General features: G+C 71.1%; 15 protein-coding genes. 9 read left to right on the top strand and 6 right to left on the bottom strand.

Annotated features, from left to right (window positions below; all coding sequences use genetic code 11):
* Window positions 1-289: 289 nt before the first annotated feature.
* Window positions 290-1,219: a serine hydrolase gene (locus tag ACIPSA_RS05355; RefSeq protein WP_402628867.1), complete on the bottom strand. Its 930-nt coding sequence runs from the start codon at window positions 1,217-1,219 to the stop codon at window positions 290-292.
* A gap of 157 nt (window positions 1,220-1,376) precedes the next feature.
* Here ACIPSA_RS05355 and ACIPSA_RS05360 point away from each other — a divergent pair, with 157 nt between their 5' ends.
* From ACIPSA_RS05360 to ACIPSA_RS05370, 3 genes are all read left to right on the top strand, one after another.
* Window positions 1,377-3,659, top strand: coding sequence for an ArnT family glycosyltransferase (locus ACIPSA_RS05360; RefSeq protein WP_402628868.1), 2,283 nt, complete (start codon window positions 1,377-1,379; stop codon window positions 3,657-3,659).
* Between the two features lie 203 nt (window positions 3,660-3,862).
* Window positions 3,863-4,666 (top strand): endonuclease I family protein, encoded by an 804-nt coding sequence (locus ACIPSA_RS05365; RefSeq protein WP_402629512.1) that lies wholly within the window; start codon window positions 3,863-3,865, stop codon window positions 4,664-4,666.
* A 144-nt stretch (window positions 4,667-4,810) separates the two neighbouring features.
* Window positions 4,811-5,167 (top strand): peptidase inhibitor family I36 protein, encoded by a 357-nt coding sequence (locus ACIPSA_RS05370; RefSeq protein WP_402628870.1) that lies wholly within the window; start codon window positions 4,811-4,813, stop codon window positions 5,165-5,167.
* A 12-nt stretch (window positions 5,168-5,179) separates the two neighbouring features.
* Here ACIPSA_RS05370 and ACIPSA_RS05375 read toward each other — a convergent pair whose 3' ends face one another.
* Together ACIPSA_RS05375 and speB are read right to left on the bottom strand one after the other, a co-directional pair.
* A complete protein-coding gene (locus ACIPSA_RS05375; RefSeq protein WP_402628872.1) occupies window positions 5,180-6,871 on the bottom strand; it encodes a thiamine pyrophosphate-binding protein in 1,692 nt (563 codons plus the stop codon).
* Between the two features lie 22 nt (window positions 6,872-6,893).
* Window positions 6,894-7,862 carry an agmatinase gene (gene speB / locus ACIPSA_RS05380; protein ID WP_402628874.1) on the bottom strand — a complete coding sequence of 323 codons (969 nt, stop codon included), beginning with the start codon at window positions 7,860-7,862 and terminating at the stop codon, window positions 6,894-6,896.
* 158 nt (window positions 7,863-8,020) lie between these two features.
* On the opposite strand from speB, the gene ACIPSA_RS05385 reads away from it, so the two are divergent.
* From ACIPSA_RS05385 to ACIPSA_RS05395, 3 genes are all read left to right on the top strand, one after another.
* Window positions 8,021-9,502, top strand: coding sequence for a PucR family transcriptional regulator ligand-binding domain-containing protein (locus tag ACIPSA_RS05385; RefSeq protein ID WP_402628876.1), 1,482 nt, complete (start codon window positions 8,021-8,023; stop codon window positions 9,500-9,502).
* A 66-nt stretch (window positions 9,503-9,568) separates the two neighbouring features.
* Entirely contained in the window at window positions 9,569-10,366 is a 798-nt protein-coding gene (locus ACIPSA_RS05390) for a phosphatase (RefSeq protein ID WP_402628878.1), read from the top strand.
* Window positions 10,367-10,474: 108 nt separating this feature from the next.
* Window positions 10,475-10,999: a hypothetical protein gene (locus ACIPSA_RS05395; RefSeq protein WP_402628880.1), complete on the top strand. Its 525-nt coding sequence runs from the start codon at window positions 10,475-10,477 to the stop codon at window positions 10,997-10,999.
* Between the two features lie 261 nt (window positions 11,000-11,260).
* On the opposite strand, the gene tesB is transcribed toward ACIPSA_RS05395, so the two are convergent.
* The 3 genes from tesB to ACIPSA_RS05410 all read right to left on the bottom strand — a co-directional run bounded on the left by tesB (window position 11,261) and on the right by ACIPSA_RS05410 (window position 14,039).
* Window positions 11,261-12,133: an acyl-CoA thioesterase II gene (tesB, locus tag ACIPSA_RS05400; protein ID WP_402628882.1), complete on the bottom strand. Its 873-nt coding sequence runs from the start codon at window positions 12,131-12,133 to the stop codon at window positions 11,261-11,263.
* 36 nt (window positions 12,134-12,169) lie between these two features.
* Window positions 12,170-13,327, bottom strand: a complete 1,158-nt coding sequence (locus tag ACIPSA_RS05405) for an acyl-CoA dehydrogenase family protein (protein ID WP_402629515.1) — start codon at window positions 13,325-13,327, stop codon at window positions 12,170-12,172.
* Window positions 13,328-13,433: 106 nt separating this feature from the next.
* The gene (locus ACIPSA_RS05410; RefSeq protein WP_402628884.1) at window positions 13,434-14,039 is read right to left on the bottom strand and encodes a TetR/AcrR family transcriptional regulator; all 606 of its coding nucleotides are present in this window, start codon (window positions 14,037-14,039) and stop codon (window positions 13,434-13,436) included.
* A gap of 95 nt (window positions 14,040-14,134) precedes the next feature.
* Between ACIPSA_RS05410 and ACIPSA_RS05415 the strand changes: the two genes are divergently transcribed.
* Genes ACIPSA_RS05415 through ACIPSA_RS05425 form a run of 3 tightly spaced genes read left to right on the top strand, consistent with a single transcriptional unit; the run spans window position 14,135 to window position 18,671 of the window.
* A complete protein-coding gene (locus tag ACIPSA_RS05415) occupies window positions 14,135-15,751 on the top strand; it encodes a carboxyl transferase domain-containing protein (protein WP_402628885.1) in 1,617 nt (538 codons plus the stop codon).
* 11 nt (window positions 15,752-15,762) lie between these two features.
* Window positions 15,763-17,730 carry an acetyl/propionyl/methylcrotonyl-CoA carboxylase subunit alpha gene (locus ACIPSA_RS05420; RefSeq protein ID WP_402628887.1) on the top strand — a complete coding sequence of 656 codons (1,968 nt, stop codon included), beginning with the start codon at window positions 15,763-15,765 and terminating at the stop codon, window positions 17,728-17,730.
* The gene (locus ACIPSA_RS05425; RefSeq protein ID WP_402628889.1) at window positions 17,727-18,671 is read left to right on the top strand and encodes a hydroxymethylglutaryl-CoA lyase; all 945 of its coding nucleotides are present in this window, start codon (window positions 17,727-17,729) and stop codon (window positions 18,669-18,671) included. Before ACIPSA_RS05420 ends, ACIPSA_RS05425 begins: the two co-directional genes overlap by 4 nt.

Genomic DNA, 18,671 nt, shown 5'->3' on the forward strand with positions numbered 1-18,671 from the left:
CAATCGGATGCGGATCGGCAGCTGGATCAGACGCGTACCCGCAGGTAGTGGAGCCGCGTCGTCTGTAGTGGCACCGCGGGAGGGGCAGGCGGCGACGTCAGTGACGTCGGTGACGAGGGTCTTCCTGATCAGGCGGACGCGTCGCCCTCGATGGCACCGGCGGACCCGGCGGCGGCCGGAAAGGCGGCCGCCGCCGGGCCGGCGGTGACGGTGGCGCGTGCGGTACGCAGGCACATGGGCGTCGCCGTAGGGCGGCCCGGTGACCCGCGGGAGACCGCCTCGTGAAGCGTCAGCCCTGCGGCGGCACCGCCACGTACGCCTCGCTGGGCGCGGTGGTGGGGGTGTAGCGCGTGACGGCGGAGGTCGTCGTCGTCGGCACCAGGTCCTTGTGGATGGCCTTGGCGACGTTCTGGATGGTGGTCACGCCGTAGTCCATGGTGCTGTTGTCCTGCGTCAGCACGGAGATCATGTAGTCGTGGCCGGCCCCGTTGAACGTGCCGAGGCTGTGCACCCGCCAGCCGTGCGTGGAGCGCTGCAGCCAGCCGTTCTTGACGTGCACGGCGACGGTGGAAGGCGCCCCCGCGGGCGTGCCCCAGCGCTGCGAGGAGATGACCTGGCCCATCAACTTCAGGATGTAGGCACGGGAGCTGTCGCTCAGCACGGTGTTCTTGGCGGTGATGAGCTTGAGCAGCTTCTGCTCGTCGGTGACGTTCTCCTGGGTCAGGCCCCAGTAGCCGTCCGCGCCCGGCGTGGTCTTCGTCATACCGGCGGCGGCCAGGAAGCCCTTGATCTTCGTCAGGCCCAGCTGCTTCCACAGCTTGCTGGTCGCGGTGTTGTCCGACTGCGTGATCATGGCCTTGGCGAGCGACTGCTCGGTGCTCGTCAGGTACCGGTTGTGCTTCTTCGCGTCCCACAGCAGCGTGGCGAGAACGGTGACCTTGACCGTGCTGGCCGAGTCGTAGGCGGTGGTGGCGCGCAGGGTGCAGGTGGTTTTGGTGGAACGGTCGTACAGGCCGACCGCGACGGTTCCCTTGCGGGTCGCGAGCGCCGCCGTGATGTCCTTCTTCAACTTGTCGGCCAGGCCCGCCTTGGCGGAGGTGCAGCTGACCGTGGGCGTCGTCGCGGCGGCCTGCGTGGCGACGGCGATGCCCGATATGAGCACCGCGGCGCCGGCGGCGGCCGCCAGCACTCTGGCACGTCTGGGTCTCCGGTGAGTCATACCCGTGTTGACTCACGTGTTCGCCCGAATGGTTGTACGTACGAACCTTGTCGTTGGGCAAAGCCTTTGCGGCCGTTGCCGAGCCCTGTGCGTTTTCACAGGAATCCGCCAGCTATGGCACAGCCCTCACCCACCCCCGCTGTGCACGATGCGCCCTGTGACATCTGCCACCGATCCCCACCCCCACACGACCGTGCCCCCTGACCAGCCGTCGCCGACCCCGCCGACAGCGCCCCCGGACGCGGCACCGCGCTGGTCGCTCCCCGCGCTGATCGCAATCATGATCCTGGCGGCGGTGCTCTACTCCTGGAACCTGTCCGGCTCCAGCCTCAACACCTTCTACAGCGGCGCCATCTGGGCCGGCACCAAGAGCTGGAAGGCCTGGTTCTTCGGCTCGCTGGACCCGGGCAACTTCCTCACCGTCGACAAACCGCCGTTCGCCCTCATGGTCATGGGCCTGTCCTGCCGCGTCTTCGGCTTCGGCACCTGGCAGATGATGGCACCGATGATCGTCGTGGCGCTGGCGACGATCTGGATCCTGCACTCCTCCGTGAAGCGGGTGTGGGGTCACGGCGCGGCGGCGGTCGCCGCGCTGGTGCTGGCACTGACCCCGATCACCGTCGCCATCAACCGCGACAACAACCCGGACACCCTGCTGGTGTTCCTCATGGTGTCGGGCTCGGCCCTCGCGCTGCGCGCCACCCGGGACGACAAGCTGCTGCCGCTGCTGGGCTCGGCGGCCTGCTTCGGCCTCGCCTTCAACACCAAGCTGCTGGCGGGCTACATCGCGTTGCCGGCCGTCTTCGCCATCTACCTGTACGCGTCGAAGGCCCCCTGGGTGAGGCGGATCGTCAACCTGCTGCTCGCCGCGGTCGTCCTGGCCGTCTTCAGCTTCTGGTGGGCGGTGGCCGTGTCACTGGTACCGGCCTCCGACCGGCCGTACATCGGCGGCTCCACGGACGGCAGCGCCTGGGACCTGATCATGGGTTACGACGGTCTGGGCCGCGTCTTCGGCGGCGAGGGCAACGGCGGAGGCGGCGGGGGCGGGGGCGGCTTCTCCGGCACCGCGGGCCTCGGCCGGATGTTCAACGACATCCTCGGCGGCCAGATCTCCTGGCTGCTGCCCTTCTCGGCGATCGCGCTGATCGGCGGCCTGGTCCTGTGCGGGCGCGCCCCGCGCACCGACCTCAAGCGGATGGCGCTGGTGCTGTGGGGCAGCTGGACGCTGCTGCACTACCTGATCTTCGCCACGGCCCAGGGCACCATGCACCCGTACTACACGACCGCGCTCGCCCCGGGCATCGCGGCGCTGTGCGGGGGCGGCGGTGTGATGCTGCTGCGCGCGTTCCGCGACGACAAGCGGTGGGCTTGGGTGCTGCCGGTGGCCCTCGGTGTCACGGGCGTCTGGGCGATCGTGCTGCTGCGCCGGGCCTCGGACTGGAACACCTGGCTGTGGCCGGTGATCGGGGTGGTGATGGCCGCGGCGATCGTGGGGCTGTTCGTCTTCCGCAACGGCGCCAAGGCGCGGCTGCTGGCGGCTTCCGTGGCCGCGGCGGTGGTCGCGGCGGTGGCCGGACCGGCCGCGTACGCCTGGTCGGTGCCGTCGGAATCGGGCGGCGGCGGCATGGGCGGTACGAACCCCACCGCCGGCCCCTCGACGGGCAGCGGCTTCGGCGGCGGGCCGGGCGGCGGCACCCGGGGTGGCAACGGCGGCCCCGGCAACGGCGAGCTGCCGGGCGGCGCCCAGCAGGGCGGCCAGAACGGCCAGGCGAGCGGCGGCTTCCCGGGCGGTGGCGAGATGACGCCGGGCGGCGGGAACGGCGAACTGCCGGGCGCCCCGGGCGGCCAGAACGGCCAGGCTCCCGGCGGAACCGGCGAGATGGGCGGCACGCCCCCGGGCGGCACCGGCACCGGCACCGGCACCGGCGGACAGCCCGGCGGGAACGGCGGCGTGGGCGGCGGCCCCGGCGGCGGCATGGGCGGAGCCGACAGCGAGCTGATCTCGTACCTGAAGAAGCACCAGGACGGCGCCAAGTGGCTGCTGGCGGTGTCCAACTCGCAGAGCGCCGCCCAGATCGAGCTGAGCAGCAAGGTGCCCGTCATCTCCATGTGGGGCTTCACCGGCAGCGACAACGCGATGACCGTCGCCAAGCTCAAGGAGCTGGTGAAGAAGGGCCAACTGCACTACATCCAGCTCGGCGGCGGCATGGGCGGCGGCCCCGGCGGGGGCAGCAGCCTCAGCTCCGAGGTGACGTCGTGGGTGAAGAAGCACGGGACGGCGGTGAAGGAGAGCGCGTACAGCAAGAACACGACGTCGAACTCCTCGGCCTCGAAGTCCTCGAAGTCCTCGAAGTCCTCGTCCTCCAAGTCCTCCTCGAACTCCTCCTCGCAGAGCAACCAGTCGACCGTCTACCGCCTGGACCCGTCGGACGTCGGCTGACCGCGACGCGGCTCCACCACTGAGCGGCCCCTGACCACCTCCCCCGGTCAGGGGCCGTTCGGCGTGCCAAATCGCCTACAGACCAACCGACTTGCCGGTACTCGTCACCCAATCGAAATTCAACGTTCACCCAGTTGACTGCATGTTCATGTCACTCTCCGTCTGCCGCCTCCATTCAACCCGCGTAGAACGGACCCCACATGATGCTGGCGACACGCATGCGCCGCTGGAAGTCGGTGGCGCTGACCACCGCGGCCGTACTGGCCGGACTCACCGCCCCCACCCTGACCGCGACCCCGGCCCAGGCGACGACGACCTCGTACGACTCGACGTACTACAAGAACGCGGTCGGCAAGACGGGCACGAGTCTGAAGTCCGCCCTGCACACGATCATCAGCAGCCAGTCCAAGCTGTCCTACTCGCAGTTGTGGGACGCGCTGAAGGTCACCGACCAGGACCCGAACAACAGTAGCAACGTGATCCTGCTGTACTCGGGCATCTCGCGCAGCAAGTCCCTCAACGGCGGCAGCAGCGGCGACTGGAACCGTGAGCACGTGTGGGCGATCTCCCACGGCGACCTCACGACCTCGACCGGTCCCGGCACCGACCTGCACCACATCCGCCCCGAGGACGTGGCGGTCAACGCCAAGCGCGGCAACCTCGACTTCGACGAGGGCGGCTCCACCTTCACCAACAGCGGCGGCAGCAAGGTCGACTCGGACTCCTTCGAGCCGCGCGACGCCGTCAAGGGTGACGTGGCCCGCATGATCCTCTACATGGCCGTCCGCTACGAGGGCGACGACGGCTTCGCCGACCTGGAGCCCGACGACAAGGTCAGCAACGGCAGCAACCCCTACATCGGCAAGCTGTCGATCCTGAAGAAGTGGAACGACGAGGACCCGCCGGACTCCTTCGAGGAGAACCGCAACCAGGTCATCTACGACTCCTACCAGCACAACCGCAACCCGTTCATCGACCACCCGGAGTGGGTGGACGCGATCTGGTAGGCCGGTCGTACTGGTTCTACTACTTCGCTCACACAGGTGAAGTCGATCTTGGGCTCGGGCGTGTCCGAGTGACCACCCAGGAGCATGGGGGACACCCCGGCGGAACTGCCGGGATGTCCCCAACTCCCTTTTCCGGAGAGTCCTGTGAAGCTTCGCACCTGGTCCCTCGCCGCCGCCCTCACGCTGACCGCACTCGCCGTCCCCGCGCAGAGCGCCTCCGCACACGCGGCCGTCGCACCCGCCTGCCCCGACGGCTCGGTCTGCTTCTGGAGCGGTGAGGGCTTCGGCGGCGAATACTGGGAGTGGACGGCACGCAGCGGTTACCGCGACATGCCGCCCAATCTCCACGACAACGTCGGCTCCTTCGTCGCGAGCACCCGCGCCTGCTTCATCAACTGGTCCCCGGTCGAGAAGCGGGACGTGTTCAACGGCGACTGGCGCTCCCAGTACTACGGCGACTTCGGCGGCCGTATCGACGGAGTGGGGCCGGGCGCCTGCTGATACGGCGCCCGTTCAGCCCAGGTGTGTCGGCGCGAACATCCGCAGCAACGCCGGGAGTACGACGACCGACGGTCCCGGTGACGCCAGCGCCTTCGCCAGGTCGGTCTCCAGGGTCTCGGGGGTCGTACGGACCCCCGGGACGCCGAAGGACTCCGCGAGGGCCACATAGTCGGGGCGGGTCAGTTCCGTCGCCGCCGCCGTCGCCTCACCGAAGGCGTCGGTCATGTACTCACGCAGGATGCCGTAGCCGCCGTCGTCGACGATCAGCCAGGTGACCGGCAGGTCGTGCTGCCTCGCCGTCGCCAGCTCGGCGATCGAGTACAGCGCGCCGCCGTCGCCCGACACCGCCAGCACGGGGCGGGTCGGGTCGGCGGCGGCCGCACCCAGCGCCGCCGGGAAGCCGTAGCCGAGGCCGCCGGCGCCCTGGGCGGAGTGCATCAGATTCGTGCCCCGCGGGTCGAAGGCCGACCACGCCCAGTACGCCAGGATCGTCATGTCCCAGAAGGACGGGGAGTCGGCGGGCAGGGCCCTGCGCACCGACGCCAGCACGGCCTGCTCCAGGGTGAGTTCCTGGGACGCGATGCGGTCCGACACCCGGGAGAGCAGGTCCCGTACCCGCTCGGGAGCCGAGAGGTCCGTGCGCTCCTCCACCGTCTCCAGCAGGGCCTGGAGCGCCAGGCGGGCGTCCGCGTGGATGCCCAGGGCCGGGTGGTTGGCCTCCAGCTTGCCGAGGTCCGCCTCGATCTGCACGATCCGGCCGCGGGGCTTGAACGTGTGGTAGTTGGAGGACAGTTCGCCGAGGCCCGAGCCCACCACCAGGAGTACGTCCGCGTCCTCCAGGAAGTCCGTCGTGTGACGGTCCTCCAGCCAGGACTGCAGGGACAGGGGGTGCGTCCAGGGGAAGGCCCCCTTGCCGCCGAAGGTGGTGACGACAGGGGCGTCGAGCTTCTCGGCCAGCTGGCTCAGCTTGCCGGAGGCGTCCGCCCGTACCACTCCCCCGCCCGCGATGATCGCCGGACGGGCGGCACGCGACAGCAGGTCGGCGGCCACGGCGGTCAGTTCGGGGCGCGGGGCGAGCTCGTCCGGAGTCGCGTCGACCCCTGTCACCACCGGCAGCGAGGTCTCCGCCAGCAGCACGTCCTGCGGGATCTCCACCCACACCGGCCCGTGCGGGACCGTCAGCGCCGACTTCCAGGCCGCCGCGACGGCGGACGGGATCTGGGACTGGCTGCGGACCGTGTGGACCGACTTGACCACGCCCCGGAACGAGGCCGCCTGGTCCGGGAGTTCGTGCAGATAGCCGTGCCGGCCGCCGCCCAGCCCCGCGGCGGGTATCTGGCTGCTGATGGCCAGGACGGGGGCGCTGGCCGCCGCCGCCTCCTGGAGCGCGGCCAGGGAGGTGAGGGCTCCCGGGCCGGTCGACACCAGCAGCGGCGCCGCCTCGCCGGTGATCCGGCCGTACGCGTCCGCCGCGAAGCCCGCGTTGTTCTCCACGCGCAGGCCCACATAGCGCAGGTCCGAGCGGCGCAGGGCGTCGAACATGCCGAGGGCATGCTGGCCGGGCAGGCCGAACACGGTCGTCGTGCCCAGCCCGGCCAGGGTCTCCACGACCAGGTCTCCGCCGTTGCGGCCGGGGGGCGGGTTCAGCGCTGCCGCCTGCTGCGCGGGCGTCGGGCGGAGCACCAGGTCGTGGTCGTGGGTCACTTGGTCTCGGTCTCCTCGGGAATCAGGAGGTGCGGGCCGCCGCGATCTGACGGCTCATGATGGTGGTCAGTTCGTACGCCGTGTGGGAGGCCGCCACCGACGTGATCTCCGCGTGGTCGTACGCGGGGGCCACCTCGACGACGTCCGCCGACACCAGGTTGCACGATGCCAGCCCGCGCAGGATCTCCAGGAGCTCGCGGGAGGTCATGCCGCCGGCCTCCGGGGTGCCGGTGCCGGGCGCGTGCGCCGGGTCGAGGCAGTCGATGTCGATGGAGATGTACAGCGGGCGGTCGCCGATGCGCTGGCGCAGCTGGTCGGCGACCTCGTCGGCGCCGCGGCGGTAGATGTCCGCCGAGGTGACGATGCCGAAGCCCATCTTCTCGTCGTCGGTCAGGTCCTGCTTGCCGTACAGCGGGCCGCGGGTGCCGACGTGGGAGAGCGCCTCGGTGTCGAGGATGCCCTCCTCGACCGCGCGGCGGAACGGGGTGCCGTGCGTGTACTCGGCGCCGAAGTAGGTGTCCCAGGTGTCGAGGTGGGCGTCGAAGTGGAGCAGGGCGACCGGACCGTGCTTCTTCGCGACCGAACGCAGCAGCGGGAGGGCGATGGTGTGGTCGCCGCCGAGGGTCATCAGGCGGGCACCGGTGCCGAGCAGCTCGTCCGCCGCCGCCTCGATGGTCTCCACGGCCTCGTTGATGTTGAACGGGTTCACGGCGATGTCGCCGCCGTCCGCGACCTGGGCGAGGGCGAAGGGGGAGGCGTCCTGCGCCGGGTTGTAGGGGCGCAGCAGCCGGGACGCCTCGCGGATCGCGTTGCCGCCGAAGCGCGCACCCGGCCGGTACGAGACGCCGGAGTCGAACGGCACGCCCACGACGGCGACGTCTGCGGTGCCGACCTCGTCGAGGCGGGGCAGCCGGGCGAAGGTCGCGGGACCGGCATACCGCGGGACGCGGGAGGAGTCGACAGGGCCGCGGGGCGTCTCGTTGCTGCTCATTGCTGAATGCCTTCTTTCCTGCACTTCGTCGCGCAATGTACTGCTTTTCATACGACTCTACTGGCGGGTGACAGGCATCGACGGTAGGTGGCCGGAAGGCGGCTGCGAAGTGTACGTTTCATCCATTAGAACGGGGCAGCATAGAGGGAACGCACACCATGCCGGAAACGCCCGCGCCAGCGGTCCCGCCCACCCCACCGGTCCCACTGGCAGCGCTGCTGGCCCGCGAGGACCTGGCCCTGCGCCAGATCGCGGGACCCTCCGAACCCGCCGTCGTGATCCACTGGGCGCACGTCTCGGAGATGGCCGACCCGTACCCGTACCTGCTGGGCGGCGAGCTGCTGCTGACGGCGGGGGTCCACATCCCGGAGGCGGCGGGCTCCGGCAGATACTTCGACGACTACGTCTCCCGGATCGTGGCGGCGGGCGGCGCGGCCCTCGGCTTCGGCCTGGCCCCTGTCCACGACACGGTCCCGCCCGCCCTGGTGGCGGCGTGCGACGCCCACGGGCTCCCCCTCCTGGAGGTCCCTCCGCAGACCACCTTCTCGGGCGTGGCCCGTGCGGTCTGGCAGCTGATGGCCCAGGCCCGCCTGGCCGAACTCCGCCGCGTGACGGAGGCCCAGCAGAGCCTCGCGGCCGCCGCCTCCCGTCCCGACCCGGTCCCCTCGGTCCTGCGCCAGCTGGCTCAGCGGCTCGGCGGCTGGGCGGTGCTGTACGGGCCGGACGGAACCCGGATCGCAGCGGCGGGCCGGGGCCCCGAGGACGAGGTGCGGGAGGCACTGGCGGGGCTGGCAGGGCTGGCGGAGGTGGTACGGCCGATCCGGGCCCATGCACCCACCTCTGCGGCCGACACCGCCGCGGGCACCCACCTCGCGGCCTACGCCCTCGGCACCGGGCAGGGTTTCGTCCTCGGTGTCGCCGCCCCCCACCGCGAACCCGGTGACCACACCATCGCCTCCGTCGCCGCCGTCCTGCTCTCCCTGCTGACCGGGGAGCACCAGAGCGGGGCCGGTGCCGCACGGTCCTCGGCGCTCGTGCGGTTGCTGCTCGGGGCGCCGCCCGAGGACGTGGCCCCGCTGGTGGGGGGCGAGCGGTGGGTCGTCGTGCACGCGCGGCCGGACGCGCAGGTGCCGGACGCGGTGGCCGCCTCCGCGCTGGGCGCCGCCCTGGGGTCGGCGCTGGTCGACCTCGCGTGCGACGTCGTACGGGTCCTCGTGCCGACCGACCGCGTACCGGCCCCGCAGCCCGGCTGGACCCTCGGTGTCAGTGCCGCCGTCGCCCCGCACGAGTGGCCGTCCGCAGACACCCAGGCGGCCCGCGCCCTGGCCCGCGCCCGCGCCACCCGCACCGCACTGGTCCGGCACGGCGCCCGGCCCGGACTCGACGACCTGGTCCCGGGCGAGGAGGCTCAGGCGCACGCCCGTGCCGTGCTCGCCCCGGTCGCCGCCAACACCGCGCTCACCGACACCCTGCGCACCTGGCTTTCCCTGCACGGCAGTTGGGACCGCACCGCGGTGGCGCTGGCAGTGCACCGCAACACCGTGCGCCAGCGGATCGCCCGGTGTGCCACGCTCCTCGACGCGGACCTCGACGATCCCGATGTGCGCATGGAGCTCTGGTTCGCGCTGAAACACCTGTGAGTGACCCACGTCCCAGCGTGCGCCATGCAGGGAAATCGCACAGCCCGCTGCCTCACAATGGGAGGCATGCCGATACCCGGGACACCCAGCCGCGCCGAGCTTGTCGACCACCTCGTGAAGACCCGTATCGCGGGTGACGTCGCCACTCCCCGCGAGAACAACCTGAACCACTACCGCAGGCTGGCGAACGGCGACCGCAACTTCTGGCTGGGGCTGGAACTCGGGGACCGCTGGCGGGACGAGCAGGACGTGCTCGCGGTGATGGCGGAGCGGGTCGGGGTGAACGACGACGCCGAGTACCGGTACGGACAGGACACCATCGACCCCGAGTTGACCGTCGACGCCTTGGACCGGCTGGCCGGACGGCTGCGCAAGGCGGCCGAGGGGCAGCAGCGGGTGCTGTTCGCCACCGGCCACCCGGGCGGCCTGCTGGACGTGCACCGGGCCACGGCCGCCGCGTTGCGCGCCGCCGGCTGCGAGATCGTGGTCATCCCGGACGGGTTGCAGACGGAGGAGGGTTACGTCATGCAGTTCGCGGACGTGGCGGTCCTCGAACACGGGGCCACGCTGTGGCACACCCACTCGGGCCAGCCGATGCGGGCCATTCTCACGGGACTTGAGCGCGAAGGACGCCCGCTGCCGGACCTGGTCGTCGCCGACCACGGCTGGGCCGGGTACGCCGGTCAGGCGGGCCTCGACTCCGTCGGTTACGCCGACTGCAACGACCCGGCCCTGTTCCTCGCCGAGTCGGAGGGCACCCTGCAGGTGGCGGTGCCGCTCGACGACCATGTGACCAGCCCGCGGCACTACGACCCGCTGACGGCGTATCTGCTCTCGGAAGCGGGCCTGACACAAGGCGGTTGACGATCGTTCACGGCACGGGTGCCGTGAACCAAAGCGACGTGCGGCCCCGTTGACGGGGCCGCACGTCGTCCTTTCCGTGCGTTCGGATCTGTGGTCTCGGTGGGCTCAGTGGCCGCCGCCACCGCCGCCGCCACCGTGGCCGCCGCCACCGCCGCCGCCGTGGCCACCGCCACCGCCGCCGCCGTGGCCACCGCCACCGCCACCACCGTGGCCGCCACCGCCGTAACCGCCACCACCGTGGCCGCCACCGCCGTAACCGCCGCCGCCATGGCCGCCGTAACCGCCGCCGTAACCGCCACCACCGTGGTCGCCGCCATAGCCGCCGCCACCGTGGCCACCGCCATAACCACCGCCGCCGTGGCCACCGCCGTAACCACCGCCGCCGTGGCCACCGCCACCGCCGCCATGGCCGCCGCCGCCACCGCCACCATGGTCACCGAAGCTGCTGCTGTAGCCGCTGTGACTGTTGGACGGTGCGGCCGCTGCCGTGCCCGCCGCGCCGATCGCGACGCCACCGGCCATCAGCAGACCGGCAGCAGACGCCGCGAATACACGCTTTGCGCGTTGTGCTCGCATGAGAAGTACCTTCCGTTCCATCGCCTCGCGATTCCCACAGGGATTGCGCGAGGTTGATGGCCGCCGCCGCAAGAAGGAGATGTGCGGCGCGGTCTCAGGTGTCACCGCGTATTCAGGAGAGACACGCACTCGACCGCCGACGCCTGCAGGCCGTCCGCGCAGGCTTGCGCGAGTGGCTTGCGGCTCTGGCCCCGCGGTATCGGAACCGGGTCGGCCCGTCGTGCCGTATTGTGCGGCTTTCAACCAACTAGTCTAGTCCCGCATTCTCGAGTCGGCATCTCGGCAGCCTCACCAGACCCGGGCGAAACAGCCTCTTACCTATTTCTCACGCGGGACCCGGACGACGCCCTCCTGGATCACCGAGATGGCGAGCCGCCCGTCCTGGGTGTAGATGCGGGCCTGTCCGAGCCCTCGGCCGCCGTGCGCGGACGGGGACTCCTGGTCGTACAGCAGCCATTCGTCGGCGCGGAACGGACGGTGGAACCACATCGCGTGGTCCAGCGAGGCCCCGACGACATCGCCGACGGCCCAGCCGCCGCGACCGTGCGCGAGCAGCACCGAGTCGAGCAGCGTCATGTCGGAGACGTACGTGGCGAGTACGACGTGCAGCAGGGGGTCGTCGGCGAGCTTGCCGTTGGTGCGGAACCACACCTGGGAGTGCGGCTCGCGCGGCTCGCCGAACTTCCCGTACGGCGGCTCGTCGACATAGCGCAGGTCGACCGCCTCGCGCGCCTCGAGGAACCTCTCCACGATCGTGCGGTCGAGGTGGTCGTAGTCGCGCAGCCGCTCCTGGGAGGTGGGCAGCGTCTCCGGGTCGGGCGCGGGCGGCATGGGGGCCTGATGGTCGAGGCCGTCCTCGTCCGTCTGGAAGGACGCGGACAGGGTGAAGATCGGCCTGCCGTGCTGGATGGCGACCACCCGGCGGGTGGTGAAGGAGCGGCCGTCGCGGATGCGTTCGACGTTGTAGACGATGGGCGCGCCCGGGTCGCCGATGCGCAGGAAGTACGCGTGCAGCGAGTGGGCGGGCCGTTCGGCCGGGACCGTGCGCCCGGCCGCGACGAGCGCCTGGGCCGCGACCTGTCCGCCGAAGACGCGCGGGACGACGGCGGACCGGGACTGGCCGCGGAAGATGTTCTCCTCGATCTGCTCGAGGTCGAGCAGATCGAGGAGCTCCTGGAGTGCCTGGCTCATGGCGTTTAGTTGTACCGGCCAGTGATTGCGTGGACCTTACAGACCCATGTCCTTCGCGATGATCGTCTTCATGATCTCGCTGGTCCCGCCGTAGATGCGGTTCACGCGGTTGTCCGCGTACAGGCGGGCGATGGGGTACTCGTTCATGAAGCCGTAGCCGCCGTGCAGCTGAAGGCAGCGGTCGATCACGCGGTGGGCGACCTCGGTGGCGAACAGCTTGGCGCTGGCAGCCTCGGCAGGGGTCAGCTCACCGGCGTCGAGGGCCTCCGTGGCACGGTCGACGACGGCCTCGGCCGCGTCCACCTCGGCCTGGCAGGAGGCCAGCTCGAACTTGGTGTTCTGGAAGGCGGCGACGGGCTGGCCGAAGACGACGCGGTCCTGGACGTACTGCTTGGCGAACCGGACGGCGGCCTTGGCCTGCGCGTAGGCGCCGAAGGCGATGCCCCAGCGCTCGGAGGCCAGGTTGTGGCCGAGGTAGTAGAAGCCCTTGTTCTCCTCGCCGAGGAGGTCCTCGACCGGGACCTTGACGTCGACGAACGCCAGCTCGGCGGTGTCGGAGGTCTTCAGGCCGAGCTTGTCGAGCTTGCGGCCGACGGAGTAGCCCTCGGCCTTGGTGTCCACGACGAAGAGGGAGATGCCGTGACGGCGGTCCTCGGCGGTGGGCGCGGCGGTGCGGGCGCAGACGATCATGCGGTCGGCGTGCACGCCACCGGTGATGAAGGTCTTGGCGCCGTTGAGGACGTAGTGCGTGCCGTCCTCGGAGAGCTTGGCGGTGGTCTTCATGCCCGCGAGGTCGGAGCCGGTGCCCGGCTCCGTCATCGCGATGGCCCACATCTCCTCGCCGGAGGCGAACTTCGGCAGGTAGCGCTTCTTCTGCTCGTCGGTGGCGAGCAGCTTGATGTACGGCAGGCCGAGCAGCACGTGCACGCCGGAGCCGCCGAAGGTGATGCCGGCGCGGGCGGTCTCCTCGTACAGGACGGCCTCGAACTTGTACGAGTCGATGCCGGCGCCGCCGTACTCCTCGTCGACGCGTATGCCGAAGACGCCGAGCTCGCCGAGCTTGTAGTAGAAGTCGCGCGGCGCCTGGCCGGCCGCGAACCACTCGTCGTAGACGGGCACGACCTCGGCCTCGATGAAGGCGCGGATGGTCTCCCGGAACGCCTCGTGATCCTCGTTGAACAGCGTACGGCGCACTCCGCCACCTCCACGTACTTCGGTCATGTCTAAGCGCTTGCTCAGATGTCAAGATACCGGCGAGTACGCGCAGGCGTCCAGGGTGACCTTGCCCACCCCGTCCCGCTCAGCCCTCGGTCTCCCCCGCCGCCGCGAACGCCCCCCGTGCCATCCGGTGCAGCAGAGCCGCCGTGGCGCCGCGCCCGGGCAGCGTCCCCGCCCGCCCCAGGTGGGGCGTGGAGTTGAGCAGGCCGAAGACCGAGTGGACCGCCGAGCGCGCCATGGGCTCGGTCAGCGCCGGATACACCTCGCGGACCACCTCCACCCACAGCTCGACGTACTGCCGCTGCAGCTGCCGCACCAGCTTGCGGTCGCTGTCCCGGAGGCGGTCCAGCTCACGGTCGTGCAGGGTGATCAGAGGGCGGTCGTCCAGAGCGAAGTCGATGTGGCCCTCGATGAGCGAGTCCAGCACCTCCGAGGCACCGGTCTGCCGGTCGACCTCCGCCAGGCGCCGCTTGGCTCCCGTCAGCAGCTGACCGCTGATCCCGACCAGCAGCTCCGCGAGCATCGCGTCCTTGCCCGCGAAGTGCCGGTACAGACCGGGGCCGCTGATGCCGACCGCGGCGCCTATCTCGTCGACTCCGACGCCATGGAAGCCGCGCTCGGCGAAGAGCCGAGCGGCCTCCTTGAGGATCTGTTCGCGGCGGGTGGGGGCGTCGGTTCTGGTGACCATGAAAGCAATTCTAGACAGGGAGGTTAGCGGTCGTTAACCTGAAGGAAATGGTTAACGCTCATTAACAGTCGATCGCTGGGTGAGGGGACCGCAGGATGCAAGAGGCACCGGAGCTGACGAGCGCGGCAGATCCCGCGTCGGAGGCCTGGAGGGCCAACGAGGAAGCCCACCTCGCACTCGTCGGGGAGCTGCGCGGCAAACTGGCCGCGGCGGCGCTCGGCGGTGGCGAGAAGGCGCGTGCCCGGCACACCGCGCGCGGCAAGCTGCTGCCGCGGGACCGCGTGGACACGCTGCTGGACCCGGGCTCGCCCTTCCTGGAGCTGGCGCCGCTCGCGGCCGACGGGATGTACGACGGGCAGGCCCCCGCGGCGGGCGTCATCGCCGGGATCGGGCGCGTCAGCGGCCGGGACTGCGTGGTCGTCGCCAACGACGCCACCGTCAAGGGCGGGACGTACTACCCGATGACGGTGAAGAAGCACCTGCGCGCCCAGGAGGTGGCCCTGGAGAACCGCCTCCCGTGTGTCTACCTCGTCGACTCCGGCGGCGCCTTCCTGCCCATGCAGGACGAGGTGTTCCCGGACCGCGAGCACTTCGGGCGGATCTTCTACAACCAGGCCCGGATGTCCGGCGCGGGCATCCCCCAGATCGCCGCCGTCCTCGGGTCGTGCACCGCCGGTGGCGCGTACGTCCCGGCGATGAGCGACGAGGCCGTGATCGTCCGCAACCAGGGGACGATCTTCCTGGGCGGGCCCCCGCTGGTGAAGGCCGCCACCGGTGAGGTCGTGACCGCCGAGGAGCTGGGCGGCGGCGAGGTCCACTCCCGGATCTCCGGCGTCACCGACCACCTCGCCGAGGACGACGCGCACGCGCTGCGGATCGTGCGCAACATCGTCGCCACGCTTCCCGCGCGCGGGGCGCTCCCCTGGGAGGTCACCACGGCGGTCGAGCCCAAGGCCGACCCTTACGGGCTGTACGGCGCGGTGCCGGTCGACTCCCGCACCCCCTACGACGTACGCGAGATCATCGCGCGCGTGGTCGACGGCTCCCGTTTCGCGGAGTTCAAGTCCGAGTTCGGACAGACCCTGGTCACCGGGTTCGCCCGGATCCACGGCCACCCGGTCGGGATCGTCGCCAACAACGGCATCCTGTTCTCCGAGTCCGCCCAGAAGGGCGCCCACTTCATCGAGCTGTGCGACCAGCGCGGCATCCCGCTGGTGTTCCTGCAGAACATCTCCGGCTTCATGGTCGGCAAGGACTACGAGGCCGGCGGCATCGCCAAGCACGGCGCCAAGATGGTGACGGCCGTCGCCTGCACGCGCGTGCCGAAGCTGACGGTCGTGGTCGGCGGCTCGTACGGCGCCGGGAACTATTCGATGTGCGGCCGGGCCTACTCCCCCCGCTTCATGTGGATGTGGCCCAACGCCAAGATCTCCGTCATGGGCGGCGAGCAGGCCGCCTCCGTCCTCGCGACCGTCAAGCGGGACCAGCTGGAGGCCCGGGGCGAGCAGTGGCCCGCGCAGGACGAGGAGGCCTTCAAGGCCCCCATCCGCGCGCAGTACGAGCGCCAGGGCAGTGCCTACTACGCCACGGCCCGGCTCTGGGACGACGGCGTCATCGACCCGCTGGAGACCCGTCAGGTGCTGGGCCTCGCTCTGACCGCCTGTGCCAACGCGCCCCTGGGTGACCCCCAGTTCGGCGTCTTCCGGATGTGAGGAGGGGACCCATGTTCGACACAGTGCTCGTCGCCAACCGCGGCGAGATCGCCGTGCGCGTCATCCGCACGCTGCGCTCCCTGGGCGTGCGCTCGGTGGCCGTCTTCTCCGACGCCGACGCCGACGCACGGCACGTGCGGGAGGCCGACACGGCGGTACGGATCGGACCGGCGCCCGCGGCCGAGAGCTATCTGTCGGTGGAGCGGCTCCTGGAGGCCGCCGCCCGCACCGGTGCGCAGGCCGTCCACCCCGGGTACGGCTTCCTCGCCGAGAACGCCGCCTTCGCGCGCGCGTGCGCCGAGGCGGGGCTGGTCTTCATCGGGCCGCCGGCGGACGCGATCTCCCTGATGGGCGACAAGATCCGGGCCAAGGAGACGGTGCGGGCGGCCGGGGTGCCGGTCGTCCCCGGTTCCAGCGGGAGCGGGCTGACCGATGCCCAGCTCGCCGATGCCGCCCGCGAGATCGGCGTACCGGTGCTGCTGAAGCCGTCGGCGGGCGGTGGCGGCAAGGGCATGCGTCTGGTGCGCGAGCTGTCCGTGCTGGAGGAGGAGATCGCCGCCGCCCGCCGGGAGGCCCGCGCCTCCTTCGGCGACGACACGCTCCTCGTCGAGCGCTGGGTGGACCGCCCCCGGCACATCGAGATCCAGGTCCTGGCCGACGGCCACGGCAACGTCGTCCACCTCGCCGAGCGCGAGTGCTCTCTCCAGCGCCGCCACCAGAAGATCATCGAGGAGGCGCCGAGCGTGCTCCTCGACGAGGGGACCCGGGCGGCGATGGGCGAGGCCGCGGTGCAGGCGGCCCGGTCGTGCGGGTACCGGGGCGCGGGCACGGTGGAGTTCATCGTCCCCGGTGGGGATCCGAACTCGTACTACTTCATGGAGATGAACACCCGTCTCCAGGTGGAGCACCCGGTCACGGAACTGGTCGTGTCCATTGATCCGGCTGACGCCGGGGGTGGCCTCGACCTGGTGGAGTGGCAGCTGCGGGTGGCGGCGGGCGAACGGCTGCCGTTCGCGCAGGAGGACGTCAAGCTGACCGGGCACGCGGTCGAGGCCCGGATCTGCGCCGAGGACCCCGCGCGCGGGTTCCTGCCGTCCGGCGGCACGGTGCTGCTTCTCGACGAACCCCAGGGCGACGGCATCCGCACGGACTCCGGGCTCAGCGAGGGCACCGAGGTCGGCAGCCTGTACGACCCGATGCTGTCCAAGGTGATCGCGTACGGCCCGGACCGGGAGACCGCGCTGCGCAGGCTCCGGGCGGCGCTGGCGGAGACGGTCACGCTGGGCGTGCAGACCAACGCGGGCTTCCTGCGGCGGCTCCTCGCCCATCCGGCGGTCGTAGCGGGCGAGCTGGACACCGGGCTGGTGGAGCGGGTGGTGGACGAGCTCGTCACCACGGACGTGCCGGACGAGGTGTACGAGGCCGCGGCGGCCCTACGCCTGGAGGAACTGCGTCCGAAGGGCGACGGCTGGACCGACCCCTTCTCGGTGCCGAGCGGCTGGCGCCTCGGCGGCACCCCGAAGCCGGTCGGCTTCCACCTGCGGGTGCAGGACCCGGTGGAGTACGTCCCGCGCGGCACCCACACCGTCACCGCGGACTCGGTCGCCGTCACCCTCGATGGCATCCGCCACACCTTCCACCGCGCCGCCGACTGGATCGGCCGCGACGGCGAGGCCTGGCATGTGCGCGACCACGACCCGGTGGCCGCGTCCCTCACCCGGACCGGGCACGCGGGCGCCGACTCGCTCACCGCGCCCATGCCGGGCACGGTCACGGTCGTGAAGGTGGCCGTCGGCGACGAAGTGGCGGCCGGACAGAGCCTGTTGGTCGTCGAGGCGATGAAGATGGAGCACGTCATCTCCGCCCCGCACGCGGGCACGGTCGCCGAACTGGACGTGAAGCCCGGCACGACGGTCGCCATGGACCAGGTGCTGGCGGTCATCACACCGCACGAGGAAGAAGGAGCGGCGGAGTCATGACAGCCGACGGACTGCCCATGGTCGTACCGGCCTCGGACCTGCCCCAGCGGGTGCGGATCCACGAGGTGGGCGCCCGTGACGGCCTGCAGAACGAGAAGATGGCCGTACCGACGGAGATCAAGGCGGAGTTCATCCGCCGCCTGGCCGACGCGGGCCTGACGACCATCGAGGCGACGAGCTTCGTGCACCCCAAGTGGGTGCCCCAACTGGCCGACGCGGAGCAGCTGTTCCCGCTCGTCCAGGAGCTGAAGGGCGTGCACCTTCCGGTCCTCGTGCCCAACCAGCGCGGGCTCGACCGCGCGCTGGCCCTGGGGGCGGGCCGGGTGGCCGTCTTCGCCAGCGCGACCGAGTCCTTCGCCAAGGCCAACCTCAACCGGACGGTGGACGAGTCGCTCGGCGTCTTCGCGCCGGTGGTGGCCCACGCGAAGGAGACGGGCGCCCACGTGCGCGGCTATGTCTCGATGTGCTTCGGCGACCCCTGGGAGGGCGCGGTCCCCATCCACCAGGTGGTGCGCGTCTGCAAGGCGCTGATGGACATGGGCTGCGACGAGCTGAGCCTGGGCGACACGATCGGGGTCGCGACCCCGGGCCACGTCCTCGAACTCCTCTCCGTGCTCAACGAGGAGGGTGTGCCGACCAACGTCATCGGCGTGCACTTCCACGACACCTACGGCCAGGCACTGGCCAACACCTACGCGGCACTGGAACACGGGGTCACGACCATCGACGCCTCCGCCGGAGGCCTCGGCGGCTGCCCCTACGCCAAGTCCGCCACCGGCAACCTCGCCACCGAAGACCTCGTGTGGATGCTGCAGGGCCTCGGCATCGACACCGGGGTCGACCTCGGCCGCCTCGTCGCCACCAGCGTGTGGATGGCCGCCCACCTGGGCCGACCCAGCCCGTCCCGTACCGTCCGCGCCCTCTCCCACAAGGACCAGTGA

It is taken from the genome of Streptomyces sp. NPDC086549 (assembly GCF_044746205.1).
Taxonomy (GTDB): Bacteria; Actinomycetota; Actinomycetes; order Streptomycetales; family Streptomycetaceae; genus Streptomyces.